At 71.9% G+C, this 17,253-nt stretch carries 19 protein-coding genes; 12 read left to right on the top strand and 7 right to left on the bottom strand.

What is annotated here, in order from left to right:
- Positions 1-111: 111 nt before the first annotated feature.
- Positions 112-774, top strand: a complete 663-nt coding sequence (locus ACZ4M8_RS22395) for a TetR/AcrR family transcriptional regulator (RefSeq protein ID WP_467609889.1) — start codon at positions 112-114, stop codon at positions 772-774.
- 37 nt (positions 775-811) lie between these two features.
- On the opposite strand, the gene ACZ4M8_RS22390 is transcribed toward ACZ4M8_RS22395, so the two are convergent.
- Together ACZ4M8_RS22390 and ACZ4M8_RS22385 are read right to left on the bottom strand one after the other, a co-directional pair.
- Entirely contained in the window at positions 812-1,195 is a 384-nt protein-coding gene (locus ACZ4M8_RS22390) for a MazG-like family protein (RefSeq protein WP_467609887.1), read from the bottom strand.
- Positions 1,186-1,737 carry a hypothetical protein gene (locus ACZ4M8_RS22385; protein WP_399088974.1) on the bottom strand — a complete coding sequence of 184 codons (552 nt, stop codon included), beginning with the start codon at positions 1,735-1,737 and terminating at the stop codon, positions 1,186-1,188. Before ACZ4M8_RS22385 ends, ACZ4M8_RS22390 begins: the two co-directional genes overlap by 10 nt.
- Before the next feature lie 323 nt (positions 1,738-2,060).
- On the opposite strand from ACZ4M8_RS22385, the gene hemL reads away from it, so the two are divergent.
- From hemL to ACZ4M8_RS22345, 8 genes are all read left to right on the top strand, one after another.
- Positions 2,061-3,368 carry a glutamate-1-semialdehyde 2,1-aminomutase gene (gene hemL / locus ACZ4M8_RS22380; protein ID WP_467609885.1) on the top strand — a complete coding sequence of 436 codons (1,308 nt, stop codon included), beginning with the start codon at positions 2,061-2,063 and terminating at the stop codon, positions 3,366-3,368.
- 117 nt (positions 3,369-3,485) lie between these two features.
- Positions 3,486-4,166, top strand: coding sequence for a histidine phosphatase family protein (locus ACZ4M8_RS22375; protein ID WP_467609883.1), 681 nt, complete (start codon positions 3,486-3,488; stop codon positions 4,164-4,166).
- Between the two features lie 220 nt (positions 4,167-4,386).
- Entirely contained in the window at positions 4,387-5,607 is a 1,221-nt protein-coding gene (locus ACZ4M8_RS22370; protein WP_467609881.1) for a polysaccharide deacetylase family protein, read from the top strand.
- 122 nt (positions 5,608-5,729) lie between these two features.
- On the top strand, positions 5,730-6,341 hold the full coding sequence (locus ACZ4M8_RS22365; RefSeq protein ID WP_467609879.1) for a TlpA family protein disulfide reductase: 612 nt from the start codon (positions 5,730-5,732) through the stop codon (positions 6,339-6,341).
- A 43-nt stretch (positions 6,342-6,384) separates the two neighbouring features.
- The gene (locus tag ACZ4M8_RS22360; protein ID WP_467610024.1) at positions 6,385-7,107 is read left to right on the top strand and encodes a cytochrome c biogenesis CcdA family protein; all 723 of its coding nucleotides are present in this window, start codon (positions 6,385-6,387) and stop codon (positions 7,105-7,107) included.
- A 4-nt stretch (positions 7,108-7,111) separates the two neighbouring features.
- Complete coding sequence (resB, locus tag ACZ4M8_RS22355) at positions 7,112-9,007, top strand: cytochrome c biogenesis protein ResB (RefSeq protein WP_467609877.1); 1,896 nt, start codon at positions 7,112-7,114, stop codon at positions 9,005-9,007.
- On the top strand, positions 9,004-10,158 hold the full coding sequence (ccsB, locus tag ACZ4M8_RS22350; protein ID WP_467609875.1) for a c-type cytochrome biogenesis protein CcsB: 1,155 nt from the start codon (positions 9,004-9,006) through the stop codon (positions 10,156-10,158). The genes resB and ccsB overlap by 4 nt, the downstream gene beginning before the upstream one ends.
- 117 nt (positions 10,159-10,275) lie before the next feature.
- Entirely contained in the window at positions 10,276-10,707 is a 432-nt protein-coding gene (locus tag ACZ4M8_RS22345) for a VOC family protein (protein ID WP_467609873.1), read from the top strand.
- Positions 10,708-10,735: 28 nt separating this feature from the next.
- On the opposite strand, the gene ACZ4M8_RS22340 is transcribed toward ACZ4M8_RS22345, so the two are convergent.
- From ACZ4M8_RS22340 to ACZ4M8_RS22330, 3 genes are all read right to left on the bottom strand, one after another.
- Positions 10,736-11,356 carry a DUF4291 domain-containing protein gene (locus tag ACZ4M8_RS22340; protein ID WP_467609871.1) on the bottom strand — a complete coding sequence of 207 codons (621 nt, stop codon included), beginning with the start codon at positions 11,354-11,356 and terminating at the stop codon, positions 10,736-10,738.
- Between the two features lie 203 nt (positions 11,357-11,559).
- Positions 11,560-12,132: a nucleoside deaminase gene (locus ACZ4M8_RS22335; RefSeq protein ID WP_467609869.1), complete on the bottom strand. Its 573-nt coding sequence runs from the start codon at positions 12,130-12,132 to the stop codon at positions 11,560-11,562.
- A gap of 12 nt (positions 12,133-12,144) precedes the next feature.
- Positions 12,145-12,543, bottom strand: coding sequence for a PLD nuclease N-terminal domain-containing protein (locus ACZ4M8_RS22330; protein ID WP_450956468.1), 399 nt, complete (start codon positions 12,541-12,543; stop codon positions 12,145-12,147).
- A gap of 86 nt (positions 12,544-12,629) precedes the next feature.
- Between ACZ4M8_RS22330 and ACZ4M8_RS22325 the strand changes: the two genes are divergently transcribed.
- Both ACZ4M8_RS22325 and mqnP read left to right on the top strand, forming a co-directional pair.
- Positions 12,630-14,087 (top strand): menaquinone biosynthesis decarboxylase, encoded by a 1,458-nt coding sequence (locus ACZ4M8_RS22325; protein WP_467609867.1) that lies wholly within the window; start codon positions 12,630-12,632, stop codon positions 14,085-14,087.
- A complete protein-coding gene (gene mqnP, locus ACZ4M8_RS22320) occupies positions 14,084-15,007 on the top strand; it encodes a menaquinone biosynthesis prenyltransferase MqnP (protein WP_467609865.1) in 924 nt (307 codons plus the stop codon). Before ACZ4M8_RS22325 ends, mqnP begins: the two co-directional genes overlap by 4 nt.
- Before the next feature lie 131 nt (positions 15,008-15,138).
- Here mqnP and ACZ4M8_RS22315 read toward each other — a convergent pair whose 3' ends face one another.
- Together ACZ4M8_RS22315 and ACZ4M8_RS22310 are read right to left on the bottom strand one after the other, a co-directional pair.
- A complete protein-coding gene (locus tag ACZ4M8_RS22315) occupies positions 15,139-15,744 on the bottom strand; it encodes a DUF4870 domain-containing protein (RefSeq protein ID WP_467609863.1) in 606 nt (201 codons plus the stop codon).
- Positions 15,745-15,811: 67 nt separating this feature from the next.
- The gene (locus ACZ4M8_RS22310; RefSeq protein WP_467609861.1) at positions 15,812-16,399 is read right to left on the bottom strand and encodes a rhomboid family intramembrane serine protease; all 588 of its coding nucleotides are present in this window, start codon (positions 16,397-16,399) and stop codon (positions 15,812-15,814) included.
- Between the two features lie 100 nt (positions 16,400-16,499).
- Here ACZ4M8_RS22310 and ACZ4M8_RS22305 point away from each other — a divergent pair, with 100 nt between their 5' ends.
- Entirely contained in the window at positions 16,500-17,237 is a 738-nt protein-coding gene (locus tag ACZ4M8_RS22305) for a UbiX family flavin prenyltransferase (RefSeq protein ID WP_467609860.1), read from the top strand.
- Positions 17,238-17,253: the final 16 nt, after the last annotated feature.

The raw sequence follows: 17,253 nt of genomic DNA, 5'->3' as shown, positions 1-17,253 counted from the left end.
GCGGGTGGGTCCGTGCGCTCCGTCCCGTCGCAGGTCAGGGCGGGTGTGCTTCTGTTCCGGCCGGGTCGCGGAGCTGCCGGGGCCCACGTCTGTGGGCATACAGTTGTGGGCATGGCCGAGCGCGCAGCTTCCGTACCCTCCCCCGACGCCGTGGCGGCGGACGTCAACGCCGCCACCGTGGTCTCCGGCGCCCGCCCCCGCCGCTCCGACGCCACCCGGGCCGCGATCCTGACCGCCGCCCGCGAACGCTTCGCCGCCGACGGCTACGAGCGCGCCACGATCCGCGCCATCGCGCGTGACGCCGGCATCGATCCGTCGATGGTGATGCGGTACTACGGCAACAAGGAGGGCCTGTTCGCCGCCGCGTCCGCGATCGATCTGCGCGCGGAGCAGCTGGCGGCCGTGCCCCGGGAGGAGATGGGCGCGCGCCTGGTCCGCCACTTCCTGGAGCGCTGGGAGTGCGACGAGACGCTGACCGGCATGCTCCGCGTCGGTGTGACGAACGAGGCGGGCGCGGAGCGGATGCGCGGGGTGTTCCGCGACCAGATGGGGCCGGTGATCGCACGGGTCTGCCCGGCACCCGAGGAGGCGCCGCGCCGTGCCGCGCTCGTGGCCTCGCAGATCCTGGGCATGGCGCTGTGCCGCTACGTCCTGCGCCTGCCGCCCGCCGTGGACCTCGGACGGGACGAGATCGTGGCCTGGCTGGCCCCTGTGGTGCAGCGCTACCTCACCGCCGCCCGCCCCGACGGGATGGACACCGCACCGGGCGTCTGAACGGCCGTACGTCGCACGGTGGTGCCACCCGCCCGGATCAGCCCCGGGGCAGGCGCGCCGCGAGAGCGGTCAGATGCCCGTCGAAGACCTCGCGGGCCCGCGGGGTGAGGGTCGTGAGGGCGACCAGCGCGGTCACCACGACGTCGCACAGCTCTTGCTGCACGTCCTCCCAGGTGTGGCTGTGGCCCTTGCGGGGGTTCTGTCCCAGTGTGCCGATGACGGCCTGGGCCACTTCGCCCGCCTCCTCGGAGAGCTTCAGCACCCGCAGCAGCCGCTCCTGCTCGGGCGGCAGGGCGCTCTCCCGGTCGAGCCAGGCCACCAGCGCCTCGACGGTCTCCCAGGCGTCGGTGCCGAGCGGGGATTCCGCGGCCGTCGGGGAAGTCCCGCCGGCCGGCCCCTCGGGCGCCACGGCTACGGCCACACCAGGCAGTACGCCTGGTGACCCGCCTCGTGGAGCCGGTGGCTGAAGTCCTGCCACTCGTGCAGCAGCTGGTAGACGGTGTAGGCGTCGCGCGGGCCGCCGCGGTCGGGGACGGTGGACCATATGAACGCGGCGGCGCCGACGGACTCCTCGCCGATGCCGCGCAGCGGGTCGACGACCGTCATCGGCAGCTTGACCACCGCGTAGTCGGGGTGCAGGACGACGAGTTCGAGCGGCGGGACCTTGTGGAGCGGGACGCCTTCGATGCCGGTGAGCACCATGGCGGCCATGGTCTCCGGCTTGATCTTGGTGAACATGCCGCCCATGCCCAGCTCGTCACCGCCGAGTTCCTCGGGACGCATCGAGATCGGCACACGGGCGGCGGTGGCGCCGTTCGGCGCGCCGAAGTACTTGTACGTCACCCCCATGCGGCCGCCTCTGCTGTGCCCACCCTTGATCCCGTCGCGCCGGTGGCGGCCGCGCTGGGCGCGTTCCGGGCCCCGGTCCTCGGTCCCTTCGCCCAGTCCGCCACCGCGATGCATATCTCCCACCCGACCACTCGCAGCCTCAGCCACGCAACCCGATCATCGTCTCAGAATCTCCCCCGTCACCGGCGCGTGAAACCGCCCCGCCGCACGCCCCCGGGCGCCTCTGAGACCATGGGTGGCGTGACCCCTTCGTACGATGCCCCAGTTTCGCAGACGCGCGGGGGCTGACGCCCGGCCGAGAGCGGGAGGAATCCAGAGGACCGAGAAGGAACGGCGTGGGCCGGGCCGGTCGTGCGCCAGGGTTTCCCGCACCGTTGTCAGCCGGGCCGTGTCCGTGTGGCGCCGCCCTTCCTCCGTATATGCAGGTCAGGATCGCTGTGACTTTTCCTTATGAAGCCCCTGTTTCGCAGTCGCTGTTCGACCGGGCGTCCCAGGTGACGCCCGGTGGCGTGAATTCGCCGGTGCGGGCCTTCCGGGCCGTGGGCGGTACGCCCCGGTTCATGGTGTCCGGCACCGGTCCGTACCTGACGGACGCCGATGGCCGGGAGTACGTCGACCTCGTGTGCTCGTGGGGACCGATGATCCTCGGACATTCCCATCCCGAGGTGGTCGCGGCGGTCCAGGAGGCGGTCGCGCGCGGTACGTCGTTCGGGACGCCCGGTGCGGGCGAGGTGGAGCTGGCGGAGGAGATCGTCGCGCGGATCGCGCCGGTCGAGCAGGTGCGGCTGGTGTCGTCCGGCACCGAGGCGACGATGTCCGCGATCCGGCTGGCGCGCGGTTTCACCGGCCGGGCCAAGGTCGTGAAGTTCGCCGGCTGCTACCACGGGCACGTGGACGCGCTGCTGGCCGCGGCCGGTTCGGGTGTGGCGACCTTCGGGCTGCCGGACACCCCGGGCGTGACGGGCGCGCAGGCGGGCGACACGCTCGTGCTGCCGTACAACGACATCGAGGCGGTCCGGGCGGCGTTCGCGGCGTACCCGGGCGAGATCGCGTGTGTGATCACCGAGGCGTCGGCGGGCAACATGGGCGTCGTCCCGCCGCTGCCCGGCTTCAACCAGGGGCTGAAGGACCTCTGCGCGGCCAACGGCGCGCTGTACATCTCCGACGAGGTGATGACGGGCTTCCGTGTCTCGAAGGCCGGTTGGTACGGCATCGACGGCGTCACCCCGGACCTGATGACGTTCGGCAAGGTGATGGGCGGCGGCTTCCCGGCGGCGGCGTTCGGCGGGCGCGCCGATGTGATGGCGCATCTGGCGCCGGCCGGCCCCGTCTACCAGGCGGGCACCCTGTCCGGGAACCCGGTCGCGACCGCGGCGGGCGTCGCGCAGCTGCGGCTGCTGGACGACGCGGCGTACGCGAAGGTCGACGCGGTCTCCGCCGAGGTGCGGGCGCTGGTCGGTGCGGCGCTGACCAAGGAGGGCGTGGCCCACCGCGTCTCGGTGGCGGGCAACATGTTCTCGGTGTTCTTCACGGACGCCGAGGTGACGGATTACGAGGCGGCGAAGGCGCAGGAGTCGTTCCGCTTCACCGCGTTCTTCCACTCGATGCTCTCCCAGGGCGTCTACCTCCCGCCGTCCGCGTTCGAGTCGTGGTTCGTGTCGACCGCGCACGACGCCGCGGCGGTGGAGCGGATCGCCGCCGCGCTGCCCGCCGCCGCGCGGGCGGCGGCCGAGGCGAGGGCCTGAGCCGGAGCGCGGCCGCCCGGCGCGTACCGGCCGGCCGCGCGCCCCGGGCAGGACTGTGCTTCCACGGCCCCACGCCCCCCACGGCCCTACGGACCGACGACTGAATGAATGGGTGACATGAGCAGCGAAGACTTCACCGTGGTGCATCTGATGCGGCACGGCGAGGTGCACAACCCGGAGGGTGTCCTCTACGGGCGCCGCCCCGGGTACCACCTCTCGGATCTGGGCCGGAAGATGGCCGACCGGGTCGCCGAGCACCTCGCGGACCGCGACATCACGCATGTCGTGGCCTCGCCGCTGGAGCGGGCGCAGGAGACGGCGGCGCCGATCTCGGCGGCGCTGGGGCTCACGACGGCGACCGACGAGCGGCTGATCGAGGCGGCGAACGTCTTCGAGGGGAAGACGTTCGGGGTCGGCGACGGCGCGCTGAAGAAGCCGGGCAACTGGAAGTACCTGACGAACCCGTTCCGTCCGTCCTGGGGCGAGCCGTACATCGAGCAGGTCGTGCGGATGATGGCGGCGCTGGGTGCGGCGCGGGACGCGGCGCGCGGGCACGAGGCGGTGGCGGTCAGCCATCAGCTGCCGATCTGGATCGTGCGGAGCTTCGCGGAGCGGCGGCGGCTGTGGCACGACCCGCGGCGGCGGCAGTGCACGCTGGCGTCCCTGACGTCGTTCACGTTCCAGGGCGACAAGATTGTTTCCGTGGGTTACAGCGAACCGGCGAGGGATCTCGTCCCGTCTCATCTGCTGGCGGGTGCCAAGCCGGTGAAGGGGAAGGCGAAGGCGTTCGGCGCGTGAGGTGAGCGTGGTGTGTCCCAGGGGCGGCCCGGTCGTGGGCCGCCCCTTCGTCGTCCGGGGAGCCGGTGGGCTGACGGCTTGTCAAGGCTGACTCGCTGGAAGCGGGAAAAGTCATAAGAATTAACTGAATAGCGCGGAACCTCCTTGTTCGCCAAGCCATCTAACCGATTGTCCATTTATATGGATATTGAAATCGGCGAGCACGGATGGGGACGACGCTATGCGCGCAATCAGTCGGCGGAACCTGCTGGGAATGGGTATCGGGGCGGCCGCGGCGCTGGGCGTCGCCGGCTGCTCGACCGGTTCGGACACCGCCTCGGACAAACAACGGGTCAAGAACGCGATCCAGGCACGGCCCAAGCTCATCGGCGACGGCTCGACCGCCGACTACGGACGCCAGCCCCACCAGCCCGGGAAGCCCGAACGGCTGGAGCCGGGCCAGACACCACCACAGTTCGTGATCTTCTCCTGGGACGGTGCGGGCGAGGTCGGCAACGGCCTCTTCCCCCGCTTCCTGCAACTCGCCCGGGACCACGGCGCCGCCATGACCTTCTTCCTCTCCGGCCTGTACCTGCTGCCGGAGAGCAAGAAGCACCTCTACCTCCCGCCCAACAACGCGCCCGGCGCCTCCGACATCGGCTACCTCACCGACGAGCACATCAAGGCCACCCTCAGGAACGTCCGTCAGGCGTGGCTCGACGGCCACGAGATCGGCACCCACTTCAACGGCCACTTCTGCGCCGGCTCCGGCACGGTCAAGAACTGGACGCCCGACCAGTGGAGCTCCGAGATCGACCAGGCCGTGGACTTCGTCACCAAGTGGCGGACCAACACCGGCTTCACGGACCTGGAACCGCTGCCCTTCGACTACCGCAAGGAGCTGATCGGCGGCCGCACCCCCTGCCTCCTGGGGCAGGAGAACCTGCTGCCCACCGCCGAGAAGCTCGGCTGGCGCTACGACGCCAGCTCGCCCGGCGGCCTTCAGATGTGGCCCCGTAAGAAGGGGAACATCTGGGACTTCCCGCTCCAGCAGATCCCGTTCCCCGGCCACACCTTCGAGGTGCTGTCGATGGACTACAACATCCTCGCCAACCAGTCGAAGAACTCCACCCGCGCCCCGTCCGCCAACTACCCCGGCTGGCGCCGCCAGGCCACCGACTCGTACATCTCCGGCTTCCAGCGGGCGTACGAGACCAACCGGGCGCCGTTCTTCATCGGCAACCACTTCGAGGAGTGGAACGGCGGCATCTACATGGACGCCGTCGAGGAGGCGCTCAAGCACATCGCCAACGAGCAGAACAAGGATGTCCGGATGGTCTCCTTCCGGCAGTTCACCGACTGGCTCGACGCGCAGGACCCCGCGGTCCTCGCCAAGCTCCAGTCGCTCCAGGTCGGCCAGCAGCCCGCCGGCGGGTGGAAGAGCTACCTCGGCGCGGCCTGACGCGCCCCCGTGCGCGGCCTGTCCGACGGCAGCGCACGGCCGTGACATGCCGTTTCGTGGCGGGAACCGCCCGGTGAGGGGGGCGCCAAAGATCCGGAATCCGCCCATGCGAAACTTTTCACATGAGTGCCTGCCGCGTCCCCCGCCGCCTCACCGGCCGCCGTCGCCTCACCCTGCTCGCCGCGGGGACGGTACTCGCGTCGCTGACGCTGAGCGCCTGCGGCGAGGGCACCTCCGGCGGCTCCTCGCAGACCCGGTTCGTCCAGGGCAAGAACGGCGTCGCCAGGGTCGCCGCGGCCGACCGGCAGCAGGCGCCGGACATCGCGGGCGAGACGACCACCGGCGGACACCTCGACCTCGCCGACTACAAGGGCAAGGTCGTCGTCCTCAACGTCTGGGGATCGTGGTGCGGGCCGTGCATCGCGGAGGCGCCGAACTTCGCGAAGGTCGCCAAGGACACCGAGAAGCAGGGCGTCCAGTTCGTCGGGATCAACACCCGCGACAACAAGACGCAGGCGACCAGCTTCGAGGACCAGCACAAGATGCCGTACCCGAGCCTCTTCGACCCGGCCGGCAAGCTGATGCTCCGCTTCCCCAAGGGCAGCCTCAACCCGCAGTCCATCCCGTCGACCATCGCCATCGACCGGCACGGGAAGATCGCCGCACGCTCCCTCGGCCCGCTCGCCGAGGACGACCTGCGCGCGATGCTCAAGCCGCTGATCGCCGAGAAGTGATCGCGTGACCACGCTCGCCGCAGCCGTGTACAACGACACCGTCATGACCGGCGCCCTGCTGGCGGCGGTGCCCCTCGCCCTCCTCGGCGGGCTGGTCTCCTTCTTCTCGCCCTGCGTCCTGCCGCTCGTACCGGGCTACATGTCGTACGTCACGGGCGTCACCGGCACCGACCTCGCGGAGGCCAAGCGCGGCCGGATGTTCGCCGGGGCGCTCCTCTTCGTCCTCGGCTTCACCGCCGTCTTCGTCTCCGGCGGCGCGCTCTTCGGCTTCTTCGGGCAGCGGCTCCAGGAGAACAAGGAGATCATCTCCCGGGTGCTCGGCGCCCTGATGATCCTGCTCGGGCTGGCCTTCGCCGGTGTCCTCAAGCGGTTCGGCCAGCGCGAGGTGCGCTTCCACAAGAAACCCGCGATGGGGCTGGCCGGCGCGCCGCTGCTGGGCGCGCTCTTCGGCGTCGGCTGGACGCCGTGCCTGGGCCCCACCCTCACCGCCGTCAACACCCTCGCCCTCAACCAGGCGAGCGCCCCGCGCGGCGCGCTGCTCACCGTCGCGTACTGCCTGGGTCTGGGCCTGCCGTTCATCGCCGTGGCGCTGGCGTTCCGCCGGATGCTCGGCGCGTTCGGCTGGGTCAAGCGCCACTACGTCTGGGTGATGCGGATCGGCGGCGGCATGATGGTCGCGCTCGGCGTCCTCCTGGTCACCGGCGTCTGGGACGGAATGATGTCCGGGCTGCAGAGCTGGACGCAAAGCTCCACCGTTGGGATCTGAACCGATGTCCACCACGACCGACACCTCTCGCGACGCGGAGTCCGGCGCCCCGCGCGACGGCGACGCGGGCTCCGACCTCGGCGCGGCCGGCTCGCGGCTCTCCACCGCCCCCAAGGAGGAGATCAGTTTCCCCGCGCTCGGCCCGATCGGCTGGGTGCGGTGGTTCTGGCGCCAGCTCACCTCGATGCGGGTGGCGCTGCTGCTGCTCTTCCTGCTCTCGATCGGCGCCATTCCGGGTTCGCTGATCCCGCAGACCTCCATCGACCCGACCAAGGTCGACGCCTTCAAGGCCGACCACCCCACGCTCGGGGACGTCTACGACAAGCTCGGGATGTTCCACGTCTACAGCTCGGTGTGGTTCTCCGCGATCTACCTGCTGCTGTTCATCTCCCTCATCGGCTGCATCGTGCCGCGCACCTGGCAGTTCGTCGGCCAGCTCCGCGGCCGCCCGCCGGCCGCGCCGCGCCGGCTGACCCGGCTGCCCGCGTACGCGACGTGGCGTACCCAGGCGGAGCCGGAGGCGGTGCTGGAGGCGGCGCGGCGGCTGCTGAAGAAGCGGCGGTTCCGCGTCCACCGGGCCGGTACGGCGGTGGCGTCCGAGAAGGGGTACGTGCGGGAGCTGGGCAACCTCGTCTTCCACGTCGCGCTGATCGTGATGCTGGTGGCGTTCGCCGTCGGCAGTCTGTGGAAGTCCGAGGGCGGCAAGCTCATCACCGAGGGCGACGGCTTCGCCAACAACCTCACGCAGTACGACGACATCAAGTCCGGTCCGTTCTTCGACCCGGACACGATGGAGCCGTTCGGCTTCACCCTCAACAGCTTCGACGCGACGTACGAGCGCACCGGTCCCGAGCGCGGCACGCCGCGCACGTTCCGCGCCAACGTCACGTACTTCACCGGCCCGGACGGTAAGGAGCACCGCACCTCGATCGAGGTCAACGAGCCGCTGGACATCGCCGGCTCGCGGGTCTACCTGCTCAGCCACGGCTACGCGCCGCAGGTGAAGGTCAAGGACGGCCGCGGCAAGGTCGTCTACGACGGCGCGGTGCCGTTCCTGACGCAGGACCCGAAGAACTTCACCTCCACCGGTGTGGTGAAGGTGCCCGGCGCGCAGACCAAGGACGGCAAGCGCAACCAGCTGGGCTTCCAGGGCTTCTTCGTGCCGACCTTCGGCGGCAAGGGCTCCGGCTCGATGTTCTCGACGTTCCCGGCGCTCGACTACCCGGTCCTCACGCTCACCGCGTACCACGGTGACCTCGGGCTGGACTCGGGGCTCTCGCAGAGCGTCTACCAGCTCGACCAGAAGCACCTGAAGCAGTACACGGTGAAGAACCGCAAGCTGGCGCAGATGATGCTGCCGGGCGAGACGATGAAGCTGCCGAACGGCGACGGCTCCATCACCTTCACCGGCGTCAAGACCTGGGCCAGCTTCAAGATCACCCATCAGTCGGGCAACGGTCTCGCGCTGACCGGTGCGGTCGCGGCGCTGCTGGGCCTGGCGGCCTCGCTCTTCGTCCAGCGCCGCCGGGTGTGGGTCCGCGCCGAGCCGGGCCCGGACGGCACCACCGTCGTCGAGATCGCCGGCCTGGGCCGCAGCGAATCGTCCCGGCTCCCGGAGGAACTCGCCGACCTCGCCGCCGCGCTGACCCCGGACGCACCGGTCGCACCGGACGCGGCACCGGACGCGGCACCGGACGCGGCGCCGGACGGTGGCTCCGCCGCGGACGGCGCGGCACCGGCCCCCGGCGAGGCGCCCGCCGGGACCCCGGCCCCCGGCACGTCCCCGGACGAGGCCGAGGCCCCGGGCAAGGCCCCGGCGTCCCCCGAAGGCCCCGAAGACCCGGCGCAGCCCACCGACTCCGCCGACCCCGCTGACCCCTCCGAAGGAGCGCGCGCGTGAACATCGCGGCCGCAGCCAACGAGACACTGGCGCACAACAGCAATCTGCTGGTCTACGGCGCGATGGCCGTCTACACCCTGGCCTTCCTCGCGCACATGGCCGAGTGGGTGTTCGGCAGCCGCAGCAAGGTCGGCCGCACGGCCGCCGCGCTGACCGCCGAGGTGGAGCAGCCCGCCACCGTCACCGTCCGCGCGGCGGCCAAGGGCGGCACCGCGGTACTGGACCGGCCCGCGGTCGTCACCCGCTCCGCGCCCGGCTCCCGGGACGTCCCCGACGGCCCCGGCGCGGCCGGCGGCACCGAGAAGGGCGACCTCTACGGCCGGATCGCCGTCTCCCTGACGGTGCTGGCCTGGGCGCTGCACGTCGGCGGCGTGGTCACTCGCGCCCTGTCCGTGGAGCGTGCCCCCTGGGGCAACATGTACGAGTTCTCGACGACGTTCGCCGCCTCCGCGGTCACCGTCTACCTGGTCCTGCTGGTGTTCAAGAAGAGCGTCCGCTGGCTCGGCCTGCCGCTGGTCACCTCCGTCCTGCTCACCCTCGGCCTCGCGGTCTCCGTCCTCTACACCGCCAGTGACCAGCTCGTCCCGGCGCTCCACTCGTACTGGCTGTGGATCCACGTCAGCTGCGCGATCATCTCCGGCGCCGTCCTCTACATGGGCGCCGTCGCCACGCTCCTCTTCCTCTTCCGCGACCGCTACGAGGAGCGGCTCGGCGACGGCCGGGTCGCCGCCCTGCACGAGCGCCTTGACACGCTGCGCCGCTCGGGCAAGGACAAGCAGGAGCCGACGTTCTGGCTGCGGGTCCGCATCGGCACCAACGACGTGCTGTCCCGGCTGCCCGCCGCCGCCTCGCTCGACAAGTTCGCCTACCGGGTCAACGCCACGGTCTTCCCGCTGTGGACGTTCACCATCATCGCGGGCGCCATCTGGGCCGAGGCCGCGTGGGGCCGCTACTGGGGCTGGGACCCCAAGGAGGTCTGGTCCTTCATCACCTGGGTCGCGTACGCCTGCTACCTGCACGCCCGCGCCACCGCCGGCTGGAAGGGCCGCAAGGCCGCCTGGCTGGGCCTGATCGCCTTCGCCTGCTACCTCTTCAACTACTACGGCGTGAACATCTTCGTCACCGGCCTGCACTCCTACGCCGGCGTCTGACGCACCCGTACGCACCACCGGAGGCGGTCCCGTTCGCGGGGCCGCCTCCGGGCGTTCCCGGGACGGCACGCGGCGCAGCGTCGCGTACGGGCCGGGCGCGCCGCCTACGGTGAGCGCATGGAACAGCGCATCACCCTGATCACCTTGGGCGTCACCGATCTCGCCCGCGCCAAGCGGTTCTACGAGGCGCTGGGCTGGCGCGGCCAGGAGGTCGAGGAGACGGTCTTCTTCCAGGCGGGCGGCCTGGGGCTGGTGCTGTGGGACCGCCGGAAGCTGGCGGCGGACGCCGGGCTCGAACCCGGCGCGCCGGGCGGTTTCGGCGGCATCGCCCTGGCCCACAACGTCCGCTCCGACGCCGAGGTCGACGCCCTGCTGGCGACGGCGGAGCGGGCCGGCGCCACCGTCACGAAGCCCGCCGCCGTCAACCCGATCGGTTTCTACTCCGGTGTCTTCACCGACCCGGACGGCCACCCCTGGGAGATCGCGCACAACCCGGGCTTCCCGTTGGCGGCGGACGGCTCCCTGACGCTCCCGGACTTCGGCGCCTGACCCGGCGCTGTGCCCGGCGGCCGGCCGGCTACGCCGGGGAGAGCGCCGGGGTCTCCGGCGGAGCCGGGTAGGGCGGTTCCGCGGGCAGCAGCGCGGTGGCGGCAGTGGTGTCGCCCGCGCGCACCAGGGCGTGGATCTCGCGGGCCAGCGGGGTGACGTCGGTGATGGCGACCGTCCACTCGTCGGCGTAGCGCCGGGCCGCCTCCCCGGCGAGCCCCAGCTGGAGGGAGCGGTACGGCAGCGGGCGCAGCGCGAGGTCGCGCTCCGGGTCCCACTGGAGCCGCACCGGGGACGCCGCCAACTGCCGTCGCCAGGCGTCGCGGTCGGGGTGGACGCGCGGGTCGTGGTGGGAGAGGCAGGCGGTGCGCAGCGCGTCGTCGAAGCCCGCGCGGTCGATCTCGACGGCGAGCACCGTCTCCTGACCGGGCTTGGTGGCCCAGCCGCAGCGGTACATCATCCACAGGAACGACGGCTTGATCCACGTCATACGGTCCCGCTTCCAGGCCGCCGGGAACCGCCCGTCGCGGGCGGCCGGCCCGCCGAGCGACGGGGTGTACGCCTGGTAGACGGTGACGGTGCGTGCGGTGTGCCGGGCCCGGACGCGCCGGGCCGGCTCCTCGGCGGCGGGGCGCCGGGCGGGAAGATCCATGGCGCCAGGGTGGCCCGGCGGGGCGGGCGGGGTCCACCGGGTTTCGGGGCCCCGGACGAGCGGGGCCGGGGGCCGGTCCGCTCCGCCGGGCCGTGCCTGAGCCGGGCGCCGGGCCCGTCACCCCGCGTCCGCCGCCCCGCCCCCGCCCCGCGCCGGGCCCGTCACCCCGCGTCCGCCGCCCCGCCCCCGCCCCGCGCCGGGCCTCACTCCGTTCCGCCGCCCCCGATGTCCTCCCGCCACAGCTGCGGGTTCTCCTCGGTGAACTCCCGCATCAGCGCGGTGCACTCCGGGTCGTCGAGGACCACGATGCGGACGCCGTGGCGGGCCAGCCAGTCGTGGCCGCCGTGGAAGGTGCGGGCCTCGCCGACGACGAGCCGGGAGATGCCGAACTGCCGCACCAGACCGCTGCAGTACCAGCAGGGCGAGAGGGTGGTGACCATCGTGGTGCCGCGGTAGCCGGGGCGGCGGCCGGCCGCGCGGAACGCGGCGGTCTCGGCGTGCGCGGACGGATCGCCGTCCTGGACGCGGCGGTTGCGGCCACGTCCCCAGAGCGCGCCGTCGGGCCCGTAGAGCGCCGCGCCGATCGGCACGCCGCCCTCGTCGCGTCCGGCGCGCGCCTCGGCCAGCGCGGTCGCCAGCATCGCGCGGGCCTGTTCCTGGAGGTGGCGGGGGTCGCCGGGCAGGGTGGGGGCGGGGCGGTCGTCCGTGCCGTCGCGCATCAGCGCGTCGCGGTCACGCGCCCATTCCTGGCGGCCGGACCCGGAGGGGGCGTCCATGCCGCCAGACTGTCAGTCCTTGGACGGCGGCGGGTTCTGGCCGGGGCCGTTCGGCGTGCCGTCGTCGCGGCGGCGCAGCTCCTCCTCGCGGCGGCGCAGGTCCGCCTCCCAGTCCTTGAGCAGCGCCTCGTCCTTCTTGTTCTCGTCCTTGAGGGACCGGAGGAACTCGGGGTTGTCATCGGGCGCCACCCAGGTGGCGCGGGCGCGCGGCGCGCCGCCCGCGGGCGTGCGGACCTTACCCGCGACGAGCCAGGCGACCGGCCCGACCAGCACCTCGCCGAAGAGCAGGATGATGAGCACCCAGATGACCTTGGGCAGGCCGCGGATCTGCGATTCCGGGGTGTTGACGCAGTCGATGAACGCGTAGATCCACAGGGCCAGGACCAGAAGGAACGGCAGATACCTGAGCATTGCGGAGAGCCCCCCGGACGCGGCGGCGGGCCCGCCGCGGGGCCCGGTGACCCGTCCAGGGTAGTGCGTACCCGATACTGGGACGTATGGCTTATGACGATCTCCGCTCGTTCCTGCGGGCGCTCGACCGGGAGGGTGACCTCAAGCGCATCAAGGCCGAGGTCGATCCTCATTTGGAGGTCGGCGAGATCGTTGACCGGGTGCAGAAGGCGGGCGGACCCGCGCTCCTCTTCGAGAACGTCAAGGGCGCGGCGATGCCGCTGGCCATGAACGTCTACGGCACCGACCGCCGCCTGCTGAAGGCCCTCGGCCTGAAGTCCTACGGCGACATCAGCGACAAGATCGGCGGGCTGCTCCGGCCCGAGCTGCCGCAGGGCTTCGTCGGGATGCGGGAGGCGTTCGGCAAGCTCGCCGGGATGACGCACGTGCCGCCGAAGAAGGTCAAGGGCGACGACGCGCCCGTCCAGGAGGTCGTGCTCCGCGGTGAGGACGTCGATCTGGACGCCCTCCCGGCGCTGTTCACCTGGCCGAAGGACGGCGGCTCCTTCTTCAACCTGGGCCTGACGCACACCAAGGACCCCGAGACCGGCATCCGCAACCTCGGGCTCTACCGCCTCCAGCGCCACGACAGGCGCACCATCGGCATGCACTGGCAGATCCACAAGGACAGCCGCAACCACTACCAGGTCGCCGCCCGCCGCGGTGAGAAGCTGCCGGTCGCCATCGCCTTCGGCTGCCCCCCGGCCGTCACGTACGCGTCGACCGCGCCGCTGCCCGGCGACATCGACGAGTACCTCTTCGCCGGGTTCCTCCAGGGCAAGCGGATCGAGATGGTCGACTGCAAGACCGTCCCGCTCCAGGTCCCGGCGCAGGCGGAGGTCGTCATCGAGGGCTGGCTGGAGCCCGGCGAGATGCTGCCGGAGGGCCCGTTCGGCGATCACACCGGCTTCTACACGCCGCAGGAGCCGTTCCCGGCGCTGAAGATCGACTGCGTGACGATGCGGAAGCGGCCGCTGCTCCAGTCGATCGTGGTGGGGCGCCCGCCGACGGAGGACGGGCCGCTGGGCCGCGCGACGGAGCGTTTCTTCCTCCCGCTGCTGAAGATCATCGTTCCGGACATCGTGGACTACCACCTGCCGGAGTCCGGCGGCTTCCACAACTGCGCGATCGTCTCGATCGACAAGAAGTACCCCAAGCACGCGCAGAAGGTCATGCACGCCATCTGGGGCGCCCACATGATGTCGCTGACCAAACTGATCGTCGTCGTCGACGCCGACTGCGACGTCCACAACCTCCACGAGGTCTCCTGGCGGGCGCTGGGCAACACCGACTACGCCCGCGACCTGACCGTCGTCGAAGGCCCCGTCGATCACCTCGACCACGCCTCCTACCAGCAGTTCTGGGGCGGCAAGGCGGGGATCGACGCGACGCGGAAGTGGCCCGAGGAGGGCTACACCCGTGACGGCGGCTGGCCGGACATGGTCGAGTCGGACCCCTGTACGGCGGCGCTCGTCGACCGCCGGTGGAAGGAGTACGGCCTGTGAGCAGCGAGACTGTTGCCGCGGAGGGCAGCGCGAGCGGTCCCCACCGGCGTGGGGGTGTTCCGGCGTTCTTGCGCCTGGTGATGATCGAGCACTCGGTCTTCGCGCTGCCCTTCGCCTACATCGCGGCGCTCACCGCGATGTACGAGTGGGACCGGAACATCCACTGGGTCCGGCTGCTGCTGGTGACGGTGGCGATGGTCGGGCTGCGGACGTTCGCGATGGCCGCCAACCGCATCATCGACCGTGAGATCGACGCCCGGAACCCGCGCACCGCCGGCCGTGAGCTGGTGACCGGCGCGGTGTCGGTCCGCTCGGCGTGGACCGGCGCGCTGATCGCCGTCGTCGTCTTCCTGGGCGCGGCGGCGCTGCTCAACCCGCTGTGTCTGGCGCTGGCGCCGGTCGCGGTGGTGCCGATGGTGGTCTATCCGTACGGCAAGCGGTTCACCAACTTCCCGCAGGCGATCCTCGGTCTGGCGCAGGCGATAGGGCCGGTCGGGGCGTGGCTGGCGGTGACCGGGTCGTGGAACTGGGACGCGGTGATCCTCGGGCTCGCCGTCGGCATCTGGATCGGCGGCTTCGACCTGATCTACGCCTGCCAGGACGTGGAGACCGACCGTGAGGTCGGGGTGAAGTCGGTGCCGGCGCGGTTCGGCATCCCGGCGGCGATCCGGGGCGCCCGCGCCTGTCACACCGTCACCACCGCCCTGCTGGTCTGGTACGCGCTGGCCACCGGCGCCGGGGTGTTCTTCTGGATCGGCCTGGTGATCGTCGCGGGCGCGTTCCTCTACGAGCACACGATCGTCCGGCCGCACGACCTGTCGCGTCTGAACCGCGCGTTCTTCAGCGTCAACGGCTTCATCGGCATCGCGCTCTTCGTCTGCGCCCTGGCCGATCTGCTGGTGCGCGGTCTGACGGTGTGACGGCCTGACGCGGCGGTACACGGACGGCGGCGGCCCGGAGCTTCGGCTCCGGGCCGTTCACGTCGGCGGGGCGGGAGCGCCCGCACCGGGTGGCCCGGCCGGTCACCGCCGCGGCGACCGGCCCCGGGGGCTCACGGCTTGAGCATCGGCCAGGCGACGAGGCGGGGGTAGGACCACCACTCGCCGCGGTTGGCCTTCACCGTGGCGATGATGCCGCAGATCACGCCGGCGAGGCCGTACCCGCCCATCATGATGATCACCGTCAGCATCGGCACGGCGAGCCCGGCGGACTCGCGCTGCGCCTCGTTGGCCACCATGCCGTAGACGAGCATCGTGCTGAAGTAGAGGACGGTACCGATGACCGCCATGATCGCCTGGGTGAGGCCGAAGTTCAGCGCCTCGGTGGTGTGGTGACGCAGGTACGGGTCGTTCTTGTTGCGGGAGTCGTTCCGCATCGACATCGGACCGATCCAGCCGGCGAACGCGCCGATGCCGCAGCAGATCATCGATCCGGCGGTGAGCGTCAGTACCGCGCTCAGGTGCGCCCACATCGCGGTGGAGTGGGACGACCGTCCCGACGGGGGCTGCGGGGCGTACCCCGGGGCGGGGTACTGGCCGGGGGCCGGGTAGCCGTATCCGCCGCCCGGCGGGGCGGGCTGCTGCCATCCCTGGGAGCCGTAGGGCTGCTGCGGCTGCCCTTGCGGGCCGTAGCCGTAACCGGGCTGCTGGTCGGACATCTCGTCACCCCGTCGTACCGCTGAGCCGGACGGCAGGCCCGCCCGGTGCTCTTCCTTCACCGAGAGATTACGGGACACCACTGACAGCGGGGCGGGCGGTGCGCCGGGCCAGGGCCCGCAGCGCGAACGCGGCGAGCACCCCGCCGGCCAGCCCGAAGAGGTGGCCCTGCCAGCTGACGTCCCCGGCGCCGGGCAGCACGCCCCACAACAGCGAGCCGTAGACCACCGCCACGCCCAGGCCGATGAGGACGTCGGGCAGGGAGCGGTCGGTGAAGCCGCGGGTGAGGAGGAGGCCGAGGATGCCGAAGACGACGCCGGAGGCGCCCAGGGTGTTGCTGTGCGGGGCGGCCGTCAGCCAGACGCCGAGCCCGCTGACGACGGTGATGAGCGCGACGGCGGCGAGGAAGCGGCGCACGCCGGTGCGGAGCGCGGCGAGGAAGCCGAGGACGAAGAGCGGCACGGTGTTGGCGGCGAGGTGGGCGAAGCCGAAGTGGAGGAAGGCGGCGGGGACGATGTCGGCCAGCTCCGGCAGTTCGCGTGGCCGGATCCCGAAGGTGTCGAGGGCGTTGCCGCTGACGCTGTCGGCGATCTCCAGGACCCACAGAAGGGCGGTCCAGCCCAGCATCAGGAAGAGTGCGGGCTTCGCGCGGCTCATGGTCCGGCCTCCTCGGTCGCGGCGCCCGCCCGGACGGCGGGGTTCACGGGGGAGAACGGCCGTGACGGGGTCGGCGGTTCCGCCGGATAGGCTCGATGTCGTGGAGTTCTCGCCCGTCGACACCAGTTCATCCGGCGCCCCGCAGCCGGCTCCCGGCCCGCGCCGCCCGTGGGTCGTCGGGGTCTCCGGCGCCTCCGGCACCCCGTTCGCCGCCTCGGTGCTCCGCGCCTTGCTCGCCGCGGGCGAGGCGGTGGATCTGGTGGTGAGCCGGGCATCCCGGCTGACGTTGCTGGACGAGACCGGTATCGCGTTCCGGGACGCCCACTGGCAGCAGGATCTGCGGCAGTGGCTGGCGCGCGGCGCCGACGGCGGGCAGGGGACGTTCGCGGTGAGCGACGAGGAGCTGGCGCGGGTGCGGCACTGGCCGGCGGGGGATCTGGCGGCGGGCCCGTCGTCGGGTTCGTATCCGGCGAAGGGCATGGTGATCGTCCCGGCGAGCACGGCGTGTGTCGCCGGGGTGGCGCTCGGACTCTCGAAGGATCTGCTCCAGCGGACGGCGAGCGTGACGCTCAAGGAGCGGCGGCCGCTGGTGGTCGCGGTGCGGGAGACCCCGCTGAGCGGACCGACGCTGAAGCAGCTGGTGGCGCTGGACGAGGCGGGCGCCGTGGTGCTGCCCGCCTCTCCGGCGTTCTACGCGGGGGCGACGCACATCCAGGATCTGGTGGATTTCGTCGCGGGCCGGGTGCTGGACGCGGCGGGGGTACCGCACGGTCTGTACCGGCGTTGGGAGGGGGAACTGGGGCGGGCCTCCCGTGAGGAGGGCCCCGGTGTCCGTTAGGGAGGGGTCCGCGGGG

It is taken from the genome of Streptomyces sp. NPDC027185, assembly GCF_055567035.1.
This window is presented reverse-complemented; position numbering and strand designations above follow the sequence as displayed.

Coding starts and splice junctions, on each gene's coding strand:
- ACZ4M8_RS22345 (WP_467609873.1), top strand. CDS start 10,276: ATGGAACAGCGCATCACCCTGATCACCTTGGGCGTCACCGATCTCGCC.
- resB (WP_467609877.1), top strand. CDS start 7,112: ATGTCCACCACGACCGACACCTCTCGCGACGCGGAGTCCGGCGCCCCG.
- ACZ4M8_RS22315 (WP_467609863.1), bottom strand. CDS start 15,744: ATGTCCGACCAGCAGCCCGGTTACGGCTACGGCCCGCAAGGGCAGCCG.
- ACZ4M8_RS22310 (WP_467609861.1), bottom strand. CDS start 16,399: ATGAGCCGCGCGAAGCCCGCACTCTTCCTGATGCTGGGCTGGACCGCC.
- ACZ4M8_RS22325 (WP_467609867.1), top strand. CDS start 12,630: ATGGCTTATGACGATCTCCGCTCGTTCCTGCGGGCGCTCGACCGGGAG.
- ACZ4M8_RS22395 (WP_467609889.1), top strand. CDS start 112: ATGGCCGAGCGCGCAGCTTCCGTACCCTCCCCCGACGCCGTGGCGGCG.
- ACZ4M8_RS22365 (WP_467609879.1), top strand. CDS start 5,730: ATGAGTGCCTGCCGCGTCCCCCGCCGCCTCACCGGCCGCCGTCGCCTC.
- ACZ4M8_RS22360 (WP_467610024.1), top strand. CDS start 6,385: ATGACCGGCGCCCTGCTGGCGGCGGTGCCCCTCGCCCTCCTCGGCGGG.
- ACZ4M8_RS22335 (WP_467609869.1), bottom strand. CDS start 12,132: ATGGACGCCCCCTCCGGGTCCGGCCGCCAGGAATGGGCGCGTGACCGC.
- ACZ4M8_RS22370 (WP_467609881.1), top strand. CDS start 4,387: ATGCGCGCAATCAGTCGGCGGAACCTGCTGGGAATGGGTATCGGGGCG.
- ACZ4M8_RS22385 (WP_399088974.1), bottom strand. CDS start 1,737: ATGCATCGCGGTGGCGGACTGGGCGAAGGGACCGAGGACCGGGGCCCG.
- ACZ4M8_RS22375 (WP_467609883.1), top strand. CDS start 3,486: ATGAGCAGCGAAGACTTCACCGTGGTGCATCTGATGCGGCACGGCGAG.
- ACZ4M8_RS22330 (WP_450956468.1), bottom strand. CDS start 12,543: ATGCTCAGGTATCTGCCGTTCCTTCTGGTCCTGGCCCTGTGGATCTAC.
- ACZ4M8_RS22340 (WP_467609871.1), bottom strand. CDS start 11,356: ATGGATCTTCCCGCCCGGCGCCCCGCCGCCGAGGAGCCGGCCCGGCGC.